Genomic DNA, 14,149 nt, shown 5'->3' on the forward strand with positions numbered 1-14,149 from the left:
AATCCCTCGTTTGTGACAAGGGATTGCTTTATGAATCAGCTGGGAACCTTGATATGTTTTTCCAAGCGTTCCAATGCTTTCGGTTCTATATCTTGCAAGGCACGCGCCGCACGCTCTAAAGCCTGCTCATATTGATATTCCCGGAATAACTTCTCCGCTTCCAGCATTTCAGCCGCCAGCATTGGATATTGACTCCGATATCGGTTGGAGTATTGGATGACTACTTCTGCTAAATAAGCTTGTTCGAGCAGAAGTTCAATTTTCTCAACAGTTGCATTGCTTACTTCTTCTGCTTGCTGCAAAGTCGTACTAACTTCCGCCATATCAAGCGGATGCCCATCAAGTATTTCCATTGCTTGAGAAGTTTTCTCCTGACTTTCTTCTACCATCTTCCAAACTTCTTGCGGTACTCCAGGAATATTGCTTTTTTGCAGCTTCCGATTTACATCGTAAAGCTTCTGACGCATATCAGCAATCTTCTCTTTGGCATCCAATTCATCTTTGCGAAGCGTCTTTATCTTCTCTCGAATTACTTCATGCTCTTCTTCAATTGCACTTAGTTCCCGGAACCCTGCTTCTAACTCTTCTTTTAGTTTTGCATGTGAAAACTGATCGTCGTCAATTTCTTGTTGTAAGTTATCAAGCTGATGCGCCAGCCTGGAAATCTTAGATTCAAGTTTTACATGAAACTCTACATCATTGTCTGTAAAGAAATAAGACTCTCGCAGCAGATCAACTTCTTCTTTCGTTTCAAGAAATGCCTCTGCCTTCTTTTCAACCGTTTGAACATACTGATCAAACTTCGAATCGACATAGTTCTTCGCCACAGCTTCATTTTCCAGAAGCTGGTACATTTCTTTGATTCGGCTTTCTAAAGCAGGAATAACTAATTTCGTCTCCTCTGCGTCTCCGGATTCCAGCTGCTGAATCAAATGTCCAAGCCGTTCATTTTCTTTTTTCAATTCGTCTTCAAAACCAAGATGATGGACACGATATCCATCTTGTTTCATTTCCCGGATTCCTCCTAAAAGGTCGGAAATTTGTGCCGGCAAATCTTGTTTTACCTGCTTATAGGCTGTAGGGAACGCTTCAATCTCTGCTGCTAGCGTTTCTGTCTTTTCCTTAACGTCCATAATAAGCTGATTGGCTTCAAAGTAGTTTCCAGATTCAATTAGTGCATGATAAGCAGCCAGCTGTGCGATTTGCTCTGCAATCGCTGCTTCAAAGCGCACATCCGCTTTACCAAATTGATGACGCTGCTGCGAAATGGTGCGTTTCAGCCCCTGTAATGTCGGCTGCAATTCCTCGGCCTGTTTCCGAGCTTCTTCTTCTGAAGCAAGCAGATGATCAAGCTCGCGGAACATCTCTTCAATTTTCTCTTCTACCTGAGTAAGGATATCCTGCACTTGCTGCAGATGCTGTCTCGCTTTCTTGAAACGGTAGCGGTCCGCTCCTTCTTCCGCATCAAAAAGAGCCTCTTCTGTATCTGGAAGCTCTTTCGTCACGATATGATCCCAGCGTTCCTTCCACGATTCAAATTTTTCCTGTGTCTCCCCAGATAGGTTCAACGCTTTCACTTTTGCTAATTCTTCTGATACATTGCGGTTTGTAATGTCCAGTTTCCAGCTCTCGAGCCGATCCACTTCATCATAAACCCGCTTTCTCATAATCAGCCCCAGGATAATAAGGGCGATGATTACTATAATTCCTCCGATGATGTACGGCAATGTCCAGCCTCCTAACCAATACTCGGGAAAAAGGAGTAATACCCTATTAGTCGTTATCTTTTTAATACTACAATGATACCATGTTAAGGACAAATTTGGCTAAATTTTTTCAAATTTCTCAGGTAATTTCCACCTATTCCCTTGTACGTGCTTTTAATTGGCTGAGACAGCCCGTAAACGATGGGAGGAGACGGTCGCCAATGTATCGAGCCAATGGTGAATGCTTGACGTATACATCGAACAGAAGTAAGCACGGGATTCCTCTGTGACCAACACACCTTTCATCTCTTTACTCATCGTAAATGGAGCTGCCAGCATACCTGACAGCTGCATATAGAGGTAAACACCTTCACGTTCCCGTATGTCATGCATCTCCAAATAGTCCCTAAACGCTTGTTTTAGTATATGGGTCTCTTTTGCCAAGTACGTGACAGCCATTTCTCGGACAAAGATGGAATCCAGCATTAGTTCGCGCTGGATAAAAGCAGAGAATTGATTGCGAGTAAGCTTATATTGTATAATTGCTTCAATTAATCGTTTCAGATAGATACTGGCGTTATCCTGCTGAGCAGGCGTAACTTGATCCAGATAAGCCAGATAGTCTTCGTAATACAACACGACAGCTGCTTCCAAAAGACCTTGCTTGCTTTTATAATAATAGTTAATTAAGGAGACATTGACCGAAGCTTTTCCCGCAATATCGCGGACGGATGTCCCATGATAGCCTTTTGTGTAGAACAATTGACAAGCAGCGTCCATCACTTTCTGTTTCGTGTCATTTTTTTTCAATCTTTTCAGCTCCTTTCTTAGTTGTATACGACAGTGAGTGGTGCATTCCTGCGTCTTTCACTCGTCAAATCTCGCACTATCTGTCGAATGATCGAAAATAATTGTATGGAGGAAATAAAATTATGTTTGAAACTGCAGCCTATAGCGGTTCCCGCGAAAAAGATTATGATTTACTTGTAAAACAGCTTGACGCATTGCTAACAGGAGAAGAAGATGAAATCTCCCATTTGGCAAATGCCTCCGCCCTGCTAAATCAGTTTTTAGATGATGTAAACTGGGTTGGATTTTATCTTCATAAAGGAGAGGAATTAATCCTCGGCCCATTCCAAGGGCTTCCAGCTTGTGTGCGCATCAAAATCGGAAAAGGCGTATGCGGAACAGCAGTCGCTGAAAACAAAACACAGCTTGTAGAAGATGTAAATCAGTTCCCAGGTCATATCGCCTGTGACGCTGCCAGCCAATCTGAAATTGTAGTTCCAATTACAGTTGACGGCAAATCTTACGGTGTACTGGATATTGACAGCCCGTCTAAAGCTCGCTTTGACGAAACGGATAAGGAATACCTAGAAAAATTCGTTGCTGTACTCATCAAGCACCTACAAAAATAAAAGAAAAGCAGCCTCCCAACACGGAAGGCTGCTTTTTGTTATACACAATATCTGTTTTTACCTAATCGTTTCGCATCATACAGCTTACAATCAGCTTGGGAAAACAGCTGATGCACTTCCGGACGCGCTTTCTCTGTCCACGTGGATATACCGCAAGAAACCGTAACTGCTGGACGGGTTGAGCTTGCTACACTTCCTACAATTTCTTCTGCTTTCTTAATGGTCTGTTCAAAGGTAGCATGCGGCATGTAAACCGCCAGCTCTTCTCCTCCCCACCTGGCAGCCACATCGTTGGGACCAAGCAGATCTTTCACTAAATTTGCCACTTGAATCAGGAGATAATCGCCAGTATTGTGGCCATATGTATCGTTTACTTTCTTAAAGTCATCCACATCAATCAAGATAAAGCCTCCTTGTGCATCATCTTGGATGTGCGTGCGCATCCGATCGTCCAAATAGCTGCGCGAACAAAGATTGGTTAAATAATCTGTTATGACTAATCGCTCAAGTTTTTCCTGCAGCATCGAATTGACAATCGACAAAGAAGAGTGCTGCACCAGAGACTCGATCAACCGGAAAGATTCGAAAGTAAAAAAACTTGGGTTGCGATGCAGCACCAGCACAACACCTTGCAGCTGTTCGGATCCTACCATCGGTACAACAAGCAGCGAGCGATACGGAAGGTTAATCTCCGGATAGCGGTTTGGGAAGTTGCTGACAAACATAGCTTCTTTGGAGGATTCATTCCGGTAAAGTCGTGCAATGAAATTACGGAACGGCGCAGAAGCTGGATCAAAGAAAAATCCTGTACTGCCGTCTAGTACGGTACCCGCTTCTTGATCCCCTTTATATAGAATAAACCCAATCTCTTCCCCGCCAAATGTATCGTGAATTTGCTCATGCATTAACGTAATCGTATCGGAAAGACGTAGATTCGCATTTATTTTTTTGGACGTTTCATTGATGAGCTGTAAATCACTGATCAGTTTTTTGGAATGCTGATACAACCGAGCATTTTCTAATGCATTTCCAGCTGAATCCGCAAGTTTGGAAATAAAACTATCATCAGCGGTTGTATAAGGAACAAATGATGGCATGGAAACATGCAGCACACCATAAATCCCCTGCTTGCCATGCAGCGGTACATAGCGATTGATTACTTGTCCATCAGCACTACGATCCACCTGCACCTCTCCGGTCATATAAGCCTTTGCACTAGCCTCATGTACCGAATAGTCGTATACCAGATTTTTTATAGGTAAATTTGTATCTCCATGATAATCCTGTGCAAGCAGCAGCGCGTAAGCAAACTGCGGATAGCTTTGCTGCAGCGTGTTGATAAGTACTGTTAAGACATCGTGCATATCAATAGAAGCATGCAAGTTCGTCGTCGCTTCGTATAGCTGGTTGATGTGCTGTTCGTTTTCTTTTGACTCCTGCAGCTGTGTAAGATGGGAAACGAACTTGCCTATCTCTCCGGCCAATTCCCGTTCATTCAGCAATTGGTCGGCAGCACTGCCAATGTACAAATATCCAATTGCAGGCGCTCCATGTTCTTGCAGCGGCAGCACTGTATCTGATGCATGCGGAAACTCTCTCAGTTGTTCTGGCATGCAAGGCGCCGTATATGGATAATCGACAGACAGATAAAATCCGCTTTGTGTCGGTCCAGCATAGCTAACGCGCTCTAATCGCTTCTGCCAGCAATCAAATATGTAAAGAGCCACGCTTTCTGCCTGCAGAATGTTTTTTAATTTTTCCGTTACAAGAGCGAGTATCTCCCTGTATGTATAGCTTTCTCCTGAGACAAGGAGCTGGTAGAAATATAGTTTTGCTTGTTCAAGTTTGTTATCCGTTAGCCGCTCCATAACATCTCACCTACATTTTGGTAGTTTTATTCTATTATATAAGATAATAGACTTATTTCTCAACGATAATTATAGTCCTTATTACTTATCAATGATGGTATCTACCCTCCTTTTTATATTAGTCTTGACTTTATACGACTAAAAAGTTTATAATACTCTTTGTGTAAAATAAATGGCGGCCTACGTGAACTCCCATTTGACTGATTTTGTTCCTTTCTTGGCAAGGCGCAAAGCGAGACGGATTACCGTTTCTCCTTGTTTCAGAAGGTGTATCGTGTAACTCTCTGCTGTCGGAGCGATGGTACATGAAAACATAATCAGCAAGTGACTCGAGGACACTCTCTGTTTTTATTTTATGCAAATAAAATAATAAAGGTGGAATTTATCCATGGCACGTTATACAGGTCCATTATGGAAAAAATCCCGTCGTCTTGGTATCTCCCTAAGCGGAACAGGTAAAGAGCTTGACAAACGCCCTTACCCACCAGGTCAGCACGGTCCAAACCAACGCAGAAAGCAATCCGAATACGGCTTGCAGCAAGCAGAGAAACAAAAACTTCGTTACATGTACAACATGAACGAACGCCAATTCCGTCGTGCATTCGAGGAAGCTGGTAAAATGAAAGGTATTCATGGTGAGAACTTCATGACGCTTCTTGAATCTCGTCTTGATAACCTAGTATACCGTCTTGGCTTGGCTCGTACTCGCAGACAAGCTCGTCAGATCGTTGGCCACGGCCACATCGAAGTTGACGGTAAACGCGTAGATATCCCATCTTACCGCGTAAAACCTGGTCAAGTTATCGGTGTTCGTGAGAAATCCCGTAAACTTGATATCATCACTACATCTGTTGAAGCGAACAACTTCGTACCAGATTACGTGACATTCGATAACAACAGCTTGGAAGGAACTTACTCTCGTTACCCTGAGCGTTCTGAACTTCCTGCTGAAATTAACGAAGCACTTATCGTTGAGTTCTACTCCCGTTAATGGGAAGACTTTCACAACGATAGTAAGCAGCTCCGAAACGCTACTGCATTTCGGAGCTGCTTTTTTTATTACTGCAATTAGATTGCCAAACCGCACTATCTTACTTTTATTACGTTTCCTCTTCTTTTTTCGCTCCTCCATCGTATATTCTCCTTTCCAGCAGCTTCTGCTTAAAAAATTAATAACTAAACTAAGCAGCAGTTTCATCTACACTAAACAAAAAGAGAGCTTGAAATAACAAGCTCTCCTGCATAACTTATTTTGTACTCGTAAAACCGCCATCAATGCGGACTACTTCGCCGTTGATGTATTGCGCTTTAGATGTAAGCAAAAATGCAACAAGTTCTGCTACCTCTTCTGGTGTTCCTAGTCGTTTTTGCGGAATGCCGCCAGTTGCATTTTCTTTCATTTGCGGATTAGCTGCATAAAACTCGGCTACCATTTTTGTTTCGGTAGGTCCTGGTGCAATTGCATTTACACGCAGTCCGTCTTTCGCATACTCTGCTACCAAGCTTTTTGTCATCCCGACGATGGCATGTTTTGTCGCCGCATAAGTAACAACTGAATCTTGCCCAATGACTCCTGCGCTCGAAGATGTGTTCACAATCGAACCTCCGCCATTTTTCACCATCACGTCTGCTACGTAACGAATACCATACAGTGCTCCAAGCAAGTTGATGCCTACGATACGTTCAATTTCAGAAACGTCTGATTCAAGGAAATACTTCCCGCTTCCAGAGATACCAGCATTATTGAAGAAGTAGTCGATAGATCCAAAATGTTCTAACGTCTTATCTACATAATTCTTCACTTCCGCTTCTTTAGACACATCCGCTTGAATGAAAACAGCATCTGCTCCAGCTTTCTTTACCAAGTCAACTGTTTCGTTGGCCCCTTTTTCACTTACATCAACCACAGCGATATTAACGCCTTCTTCTGCAAGACGAACTGCTGTCGCTTGTCCTAGTCCGCTTCCTGCACCTGTTATAATTGCTGTTTTTCCCATCTGCATTCCCTCCAATAGATAGTATGAATGATATACTGACTATTTTACTACTTACTTCTTATAGTTTGAAGAAAGTCGACTTATATCAACAGCATTATGCTTCCCAAATAAAAAAGAGCTATTACAGCCCTCTTTATTATTGCTTATTTTATTGAAACAAAATTTTCTCCACAGCATCTTTTAAAGAATTTGTCGTTTTAATTTTGCCAAATGGGATGCCCAGCTGTGTAGACGTTTGGGCAATTTCAGGACGCATACCAGAAATGATTGTTTCCACGCCGAGCAGTTTTAATGCTTCTATAATAGAAAATATTCGCTGCGCCACCATTGTATCTATCACAACAACTCCGGACATATCAATAAATAGGTGATCTACCTCAAGCTTCGAACAGCTGTGCAAGACATTATCCATCATATATTGAGCACGATTTGTATCTATATCACCTACAAGCGGCAGCAGTGCGACTGTCGGCGTAAGTGATATAACTGGGGTGCTTAGTTCCAAGATTAAGTCTTGCTGCGCCTTTAATTGGAATTCTGACTGTTTGGCACTTTCGCGGATAAACCAAACAATGACTTCATTGAATGATTCCGTAATTTTCTTATAATAATCCAACGCAGTTTGGGCATCTACATCTTTTGCATCACAAAACTCACGCAGAATATGCAAATAAATTTCTTGATTGCGATGGAATTCTTGAACAACTATTTCAATGGGTGTATTTAAATGACGATCATCTCTGGCAGTCGAAATAACCCAATCTTCAAATGCATTACATGATAAATCTGTATCGGGATTCAGCACCTCACAGAATCGCTCATGAAATCCTCTATTTTGTTGCTTAAGCTTGGCAATGACATCTGGATCTTCAGAAGCATATACACCACTCGTTTTATCGGCAGCGCTATACCATTCGTCAACTATTTGATCTATATTTTCAAGATAATGCTGATGTAAGTCCTGTTGATATTGCATTTTCCTGCTCCTTTTATCAAATCTTTACATAATAAATGAACACTATTTACTATAGCATCTTTTATGAAAGAATACCTTTGGGAACCTGAAAAAAAGGAAAAATACGACCATTCTCCTAAACTGAACGAATTATTTTCAGCAAAAAAAGCCCCAGCCGGCACATGTTGTGTTAACGGCTGGAGTTCTTCGCTTGCTCGATTATGCTTATTTCAAATCACTATCTTTTTTCGTAGTATCTTTTATTTCTGCTTCTTCACGTTTCACATTTTCATTTACGTGTACATTTTCCTGCACATCTTTTTTATTTACGACGATTTCTTCTTTAATGACATCTTTTTTGTCTACGTCTACTTTTTCTTCATATACAGGAACATGAATGCCGTCTTTTTCTGTATAAGCTCCAGCAGCATTTGCTTTATCGCTTACTTTATTTACTGGGCGACGTTCAATGTTTACTTCCTGCTTATTAACTGGCACATCAAATTCTTCACGATCTGTCACAGTACGCTTATCAACATTTACTTCACCAGCTTTGAATGTATCGCGCTCTACATCGACAACCTCTTCATGCAGTTCCATTTGCTCTTTTTGAGAAGTTCCTGGCTGTGCAGCTGGGTTTTTATTGACCTCTGTGAAAGCAGTGTTATCTGTTTCTGTATAAGCGGTATTGTTAGCATCTATTGGGTCCTGTGCAATAGAGTCGTCTTCCTTTTCCAACGTCTTTCTAGCAGCTGGATCGATAAACAGCAGAATCTTTCCGTTCTTCAATTCATCTGCATATTGGTCTGTTTCTCTTTCATTTAAGTTTAGCTCGTGCAGCGTTTTTTCTTCTGGCTTATCTCCAGAGAACATTGCAGAAACTTTATCACCGAATGACCCTTTAGCTTCTTTGTAGTTTACACTTAATCGATCTGCTAGGATCGAAGCGTCTGGTTTCTTATCTGTAATAACAGTTACTTTATCTTCTTGGATACCTTTAGATTTAAGTTCATTCACTCTCACGATTACGTCATTCTCGTTTTGGTAGGTTTCAATATTTTGTGCTAACATGTTGTGTACCTCCTACTATTGTAATGTAATCTTGTTTAGTAATTGTTTTCCCGACGATATTAATGTTAAACAATATTTTTTACATCTTGTCTTCACACTCATATTTATAGGCATTAACCACTAACAAAATATAATTATTTTCTGTCCTTGTTAAGCTCATTCGCAACCTGATCTTTCGTGTTCGGTTCTGCATGAATTCCATCATTCGGTTTATCTGCCGCATACAGCCCATCTGCCGTCATCCCTTTTTCGGCTTCTGTTGCATGGTTACTGCGTTTTTTGCTGCCCGGTTGAGATATTACTTGTCCGGTTGTTTCAGCTGCAGGTTTGTTTTTTGCATAAAGCAATACCTTACCTGCTTTTAATTCCTCCGTATAGCGATTTTTTTCCGTATCCGAAAGTTCGAGATTTTTTAATACTTTCTCTTCTGGGTCACTGCTAGAAAAGAAAGAAGAAAACTTGTTGCCGAAAGAGCCATTTGCCTCTTTATAATTCACTTCTCGTTTATCCGCTAAGATGCTGTCGTCCGGTTTTTTATCCACAATAACGGTCACATCTTCCTCTGGTACACCCGCAGTAACCAATTCATTAAGACGTACAATTGCGTTTGCTTCATTGTTGAATGATTCTATCGTGTTACGCATATTATGCCTCCTATTGTGTGTATTCTCATTTTGGCTATCTCTATGGTTCTTTCTTTTCCCCCTCCGTTCCTTATAAAACATAAAAGCACTGCCCAAATGGACAGTGCTTCGTTATTATGCAAATTTAAGCAATGTGTATTTTTTCTTTCCGCGGCGTATGATAATGAATCTTTCATCGATACGATCACCTTCGACGAGGACACGAGCTGTATCTTCGACTTTATTTCCGTTAACACGGATGGCGCCATTGGTAATATCTTCTCTCGCCTGACGTTTAGAGGATGAGATGCCTGCTTCTACAAGCATGTCAACAAGACCTTTGTCTTCATCCGCTGCCGTGTAAGATGGCACATCCTTAAAGCCTTGTTCTATTTCCGCACCATTAAGAGATGCAATATCACCGCTGAACAAAGCTGCAGAGATCTTGATAGCTTGTTCCAACGCTTCTTTACCGTGTACAAGTGTCGTCATTTCTTCTGCCAATTTTGTCTGTGCTAGGCGTTTTTCTGGTTCCTTTGCCACACTTTCTTCAAATGCTGCGATTTCTTCCAGCGACATGAATGTGAAGTATTTCATGAACTTGATTACATCACGATCGTCTGTGTTGTACCAGAACTGGTAAAACTCATATGGTGTCGTCCGTTCCGGGCTGAGCCAAACAGCTCCTCCAGCAGTTTTCCCGAATTTCGTACCGTCAGCCTTTGTGATTAGCGGCACTGTAAGCGCAAAGGCCTTGTCTGCTGCTTCTTCATCGTTTCCTGCATGTGTACGACGGATTAATTCCATTCCAGCAGTAATATTCCCCCACTGATCGCTGCCGCCAATTTGCAGCGTGACATTTTCTCTTTCGTGCAGGCGAAGATAATCGAGTGACTGCAAGATCATGTAACTGAATTCTGTAAAAGAGATGCCATTCGCTAATCTGGATTCGACAGAGTCTTTTGCCAGCATATAATTGACACCAAAATGCTTCCCAACATCACGGAGGAAATCGATAATGCTCATCGCTCCGAGCCAGTCTTTATTGTTTACCGCTTTGGCAGCATTCTCGCCCTCATCGAAATTCAAGATGCCGGCAAGCTGTTTGGCGATGCCTTGGCTGAAACTGTCCACAGTAGCTGCATCATTTAAGTTACGCTCATCCGAACGGCCGCTCGGATCTCCAATCATACCCGTACCGCCGCCGATAAGAGCGATGGGACGATGACCTGCTTGCTGAAAACGTTTTAGCATAAGCATCGGCACCAAATGCCCGATGTGCAGACTATCAGCAGTCGGATCAAACCCGCAGTACAAGCTTACTTGCTGGCTGGATAGATGTTTTTCCAAACCTTCCTCATCACTTGTTTGCTGTATCAAACCTCTGTCTCTCAAATCCTTCAAAATTGACATATTTTACACTCCTCAACACTTTATAGAAACAAAAAAAATGCCCCATCCCCAAAAAAGGGACGAGACATGACTCGCGGTACCACCCTTGTTGCAGTTGACCTGCCACTCGGTTTGCTAACGGATATACATCCGTCCTCTGCCTGCACAGAAGAAGCTCCGGTCTGTACTTGGCAAAACAACTGTATACTGACTCGCACCGGCCGTCAGCTCTCTGCAACAGGGAATTGTTCCGCTACTATAACCTTCAACGCAATATTTTATATTGACTGTTCCTACATTATTACCATATACACTTATAAAATACAAGTTTTTTTCAGCAGATAAGTTAATCTACAAATCTCAACAAGGAAGATGGACTCACAACGAAAATTGACTATTATGGTATAATAGATAAACCAATTCGGGGGTGAAACATGCAAATCAAAGCAATTTGGAATAAACTTCGGACACGGGTTGCGGAAGCTTGGAAAGCTGGCAAGATTCAGCGGAATTCTCGTATAACATATGATGTCATTTGGAACTTATTTCTCTTTTTCCTGCTTCTTGCTGGTATCGGAATCTTTTTCGCTGCCGGGGCCGGTGCAGGGTATTTCGCATCACTTGTAAAAGATGAACCTGTTCGTACGTATGCGTCGATGAAAGAGGATATCAATAATTATGAAGAGACGTCATCGATTTATTACGCAGACAATGTATTTCTTGGCAATATTAAGGCAGACCTTTACCGGGAAGACATTAAACTTGATGAAATATCGCCGTATGTAATTGATGGTGTTATTGCAACAGAGGATGATAACTTTGAAACACATGATGGTGTCGTACCAAAATCTATTTTGCGTGCCATTATGCAGGAAGCGACAAACGCGGAGACAAAATCCGGAGGAAGTACGCTTACACAGCAGCTCGTCAAAAATCAAATCTTGACCAACGAAGTTTCCTTCGAGCGAAAAGCGAAAGAAATTGTATTGGCAATGCGTTTGGAAAAAGCATTGACGAAAGATGAAATATTAGAAGCTTATATGAATATCGTTCCATTCGGAAGAAACGCAGCAGGTGATAATATTGCCGGTGTCCAAACGGCAGCGCAAGGTATTTTCGGTATTGATGCCAAAGATCTTACACTGCCTCAAGCTGCATTTCTAGCAGGATTGCCACAAAGTCCGACAGCATACTCTCCGTTTACGAACAGCGGAAAGCTGAAGGAAGAAGCAGCGATGCAGCCTGGTTTAAACCGAATGAAACAAGTGCTCAACCGCATGCTGGATGAGCGGTATATTAATGACGAAGAATACGAAGAAGCGATGAGCTATGATATTACACAAGACTTCATCGAAAGCAGCGCATCTTCTAAAACAAGATCCGGCTATTTGACAACCGAAGTCGAGCAGCGCGCAGCCGATATTATTTCAGTCGAGCTAGCGAAAGCAGATGGACATTCTGAGAAGGAACTAAACAAAGATAACGACCTAAAAAATGAATATCTGGATAAAGCTGCACGTGCTATCCGTCAAAATGGCTATCAAATTCATACAACAATTAATAAGGAAATGTATGAAACCCAGCAAAAAATTGCAAAGGATTATGCCTATTACCAGCCTGATCACTGGGTGGAACCGGAGGAAGCAGAGGCATATTCTGAACCGATTCAAGCTGGTTCTATTATGATTGAGAACAGCACTGGTAAGATTTTAAGTTTCGTTGGCGGCAGAGATTATGACAAGAACCAAGTGAATCATGCCACAGACACGAAACGCTCTAACGGCAGTACAATGAAACCATTGTTAGTGTATGCACCAGCAATGGAAGAAGGTGCATTGCAGCCCGGAAGTCCTATTGCAGACATACGTAAAAGCTTCTCCGTACCTGGTCAAAAGCCTTATACACCTGGTAACTATGCTGGAAACTTCCATGGTTTGGTAACTGCCAGAAAAGCCTTAGAGCAGTCCTATAACATTCCGGCAATACGAGCTTATAAAGACATTGTCAACTTGGACCCGGCTAGCAAATATGTAGAAAAGATGGGGATTTCATCATTAACAGAAGGCGATCACCATAACCTTTCCGCAGCATTAGGCGGGATTGCTTATGGTACAACAGTTGAAGAAAACGTTAATGCCTACGCAACGTTCGGGAATAACGGGAAATTCACGGATGCTTATATGATTGAATCTATCAAAACGCAAGACGGCAAAGAAATCTATAAGCACAAGTCTGAATCCACTAAAGTTTTCAGCCCGCAAACGAACTACTTGATGTTGGATATGATGCGCGGTGTCCTTGATAGCGGTACTGCCACCTATACCAATTCACAGCTGGCGAATAAAAATGTCGATTGGGCCGGTAAAACCGGAACATCACAGAATTATCATGATTCCTGGTTCGTTGCAACAAACCCGAATGTGACAGTCGGTGTATGGATGGGCTACGATCAGCAGGCTTCTATTCAAGCTGCTGGAATGAGTTACAGCCAGCGAAACCAGCTTCTTTGGACGCAGCTCGTCAACAGTGCAACAAAAATAGATCCAGAGCTTATGGCTCCTAGTTCCTCCTTTAAGCAGCCTAGCGGGATTACAAGTGCTTCCTATTGTGCGATTGACGGCGGTAAACCAACAGATCTGTGCAATCAAGCCGGCATGGTGAAAACGGATCTCTTTAATACAAAATATGCACCAACAGAAGCTGATAACAGCTTAATCAGACAAGGCGGCAGCATTGTATTAAACCCTGATTATCTTAAAGCAAACGAGTTGCAAGGAGTGAGTGTTGAACAGCTCTTCCCTCGCAATGAAAAAGCACAAAATCTAATTGGCAAAACGGCAGCAAAAGCAGAAGATAAAGTGAACACCATAACGACAAGTTCCGGTGCTCCGCTGCCGCCAACCAATGTAAAGAAATCAGATAAGAAACTCTCATGGACACAGTCCAAAACAAAAGATGTAAAAGGTTATCGCATCCTGCAAAAACAAGGCGACAACTATGTACAAATTGGATTCAGCGATCAATCGTCCTACAATTTGCCGGATAGCGATTCTTCCTATCAAATTAAAGCTGTCGGCAAGAATGATAAAGAGTCGTCGACCATTACACTATGAAAAAAA

At 42.1% G+C, this 14,149-nt stretch carries 11 protein-coding genes and 1 other annotated feature; of the genes, 3 read left to right on the plus strand and 8 right to left on the minus strand.

The features are described from left to right. Nucleotides 1-35: 35 nt before the first annotated feature. Both ezrA and refZ read right to left on the minus strand, forming a co-directional pair. On the minus strand, nt 36-1,727 hold the full coding sequence (gene ezrA, locus KS242_RS11865; protein WP_217321528.1) for a septation ring formation regulator EzrA: 1,692 nt from the start codon (nt 1,725-1,727) through the stop codon (nt 36-38). 153 nt (nt 1,728-1,880) lie between these two features. Next, nucleotides 1,881-2,516 (minus strand): forespore capture DNA-binding protein RefZ, encoded by a 636-nt coding sequence (refZ, locus tag KS242_RS11870; protein ID WP_217321529.1) that lies wholly within the window; start codon nt 2,514-2,516, stop codon nt 1,881-1,883. A gap of 122 nt (nt 2,517-2,638) precedes the next feature. Here refZ and KS242_RS11875 point away from each other — a divergent pair, with 122 nt between their 5' ends. After that, nucleotides 2,639-3,124 (plus strand): GAF domain-containing protein, encoded by a 486-nt coding sequence (locus KS242_RS11875; RefSeq protein WP_217321530.1) that lies wholly within the window; start codon nt 2,639-2,641, stop codon nt 3,122-3,124. A 38-nt stretch (nt 3,125-3,162) separates the two neighbouring features. Here KS242_RS11875 and KS242_RS11880 read toward each other — a convergent pair whose 3' ends face one another. Further along, complete coding sequence (locus KS242_RS11880) at nt 3,163-4,992, minus strand: sensor domain-containing diguanylate cyclase (RefSeq protein WP_217321531.1); 1,830 nt, start codon at nt 4,990-4,992, stop codon at nt 3,163-3,165. A gap of 388 nt (nt 4,993-5,380) precedes the next feature. Between KS242_RS11880 and rpsD the strand changes: the two genes are divergently transcribed. After that, the gene (gene rpsD / locus KS242_RS11885; protein WP_077308029.1) at nt 5,381-5,983 is read left to right on the plus strand and encodes a 30S ribosomal protein S4; all 603 of its coding nucleotides are present in this window, start codon (nt 5,381-5,383) and stop codon (nt 5,981-5,983) included. Nucleotides 5,984-6,239: 256 nt separating this feature from the next. Here rpsD and KS242_RS11890 read toward each other — a convergent pair whose 3' ends face one another. The 5 genes from KS242_RS11890 to tyrS all read right to left on the minus strand — a co-directional run bounded on the left by KS242_RS11890 (nt 6,240) and on the right by tyrS (nt 11,051). Then, nucleotides 6,240-6,989 carry an SDR family NAD(P)-dependent oxidoreductase gene (locus KS242_RS11890; protein WP_217321532.1) on the minus strand — a complete coding sequence of 250 codons (750 nt, stop codon included), beginning with the start codon at nt 6,987-6,989 and terminating at the stop codon, nt 6,240-6,242. A 148-nt stretch (nt 6,990-7,137) separates the two neighbouring features. Then, nucleotides 7,138-7,965 (minus strand): STAS domain-containing protein, encoded by an 828-nt coding sequence (locus tag KS242_RS11895; protein WP_217321533.1) that lies wholly within the window; start codon nt 7,963-7,965, stop codon nt 7,138-7,140. A 204-nt stretch (nt 7,966-8,169) separates the two neighbouring features. Further along, nucleotides 8,170-9,015 (minus strand): DUF2382 domain-containing protein, encoded by an 846-nt coding sequence (locus KS242_RS11900; RefSeq protein WP_217321534.1) that lies wholly within the window; start codon nt 9,013-9,015, stop codon nt 8,170-8,172. Between the two features lie 134 nt (nt 9,016-9,149). Continuing rightward, entirely contained in the window at nt 9,150-9,659 is a 510-nt protein-coding gene (locus tag KS242_RS11905) for a general stress protein (protein WP_217321535.1), read from the minus strand. Nucleotides 9,660-9,773: 114 nt separating this feature from the next. Continuing rightward, complete coding sequence (gene tyrS / locus KS242_RS11910) at nt 9,774-11,051, minus strand: tyrosine--tRNA ligase (protein ID WP_217321536.1); 1,278 nt, start codon at nt 11,049-11,051, stop codon at nt 9,774-9,776. 52 nt (nt 11,052-11,103) lie between these two features. After that, nucleotides 11,104-11,308, minus strand: a binding site (T-box leader). 156 nt (nt 11,309-11,464) lie between these two features. Here tyrS and KS242_RS11915 point away from each other — a divergent pair. Beyond that, on the plus strand, nt 11,465-14,143 hold the full coding sequence (locus KS242_RS11915; protein WP_217321537.1) for a transglycosylase domain-containing protein: 2,679 nt from the start codon (nt 11,465-11,467) through the stop codon (nt 14,141-14,143). Nucleotides 14,144-14,149: the final 6 nt, after the last annotated feature.

The sequence above is a fragment of the Terribacillus sp. DMT04 genome, from assembly GCF_019056395.1.
Lineage (GTDB): Bacteria > Bacillota > Bacilli > Bacillales > Amphibacillaceae > Terribacillus > Terribacillus aidingensis_A.

What these genes read in the sequence shown, in the direction of transcription:
- KS242_RS11875 (WP_217321530.1), top strand. Translation starts at nt 2,639, where the DNA reads ATGTTTGAAACTGCAGCCTATAGCGGTTCCCGCGAAAAAGATTATGAT.
- KS242_RS11880 (WP_217321531.1), bottom strand. Translation starts at nt 4,992, where the DNA reads ATGGAGCGGCTAACGGATAACAAACTTGAACAAGCAAAACTATATTTC.
- rpsD (WP_077308029.1), top strand. Translation starts at nt 5,381, where the DNA reads ATGGCACGTTATACAGGTCCATTATGGAAAAAATCCCGTCGTCTTGGT.
- KS242_RS11890 (WP_217321532.1), bottom strand. Translation starts at nt 6,989, where the DNA reads ATGGGAAAAACAGCAATTATAACAGGTGCAGGAAGCGGACTAGGACAA.
- KS242_RS11895 (WP_217321533.1), bottom strand. Translation starts at nt 7,965, where the DNA reads ATGCAATATCAACAGGACTTACATCAGCATTATCTTGAAAATATAGAT.
- KS242_RS11900 (WP_217321534.1), bottom strand. Translation starts at nt 9,015, where the DNA reads ATGTTAGCACAAAATATTGAAACCTACCAAAACGAGAATGACGTAATC.
- KS242_RS11905 (WP_217321535.1), bottom strand. Translation starts at nt 9,659, where the DNA reads ATGCGTAACACGATAGAATCATTCAACAATGAAGCAAACGCAATTGTA.
- tyrS (WP_217321536.1), bottom strand. Translation starts at nt 11,051, where the DNA reads ATGTCAATTTTGAAGGATTTGAGAGACAGAGGTTTGATACAGCAAACA.
- KS242_RS11915 (WP_217321537.1), top strand. Translation starts at nt 11,465, where the DNA reads ATGCAAATCAAAGCAATTTGGAATAAACTTCGGACACGGGTTGCGGAA.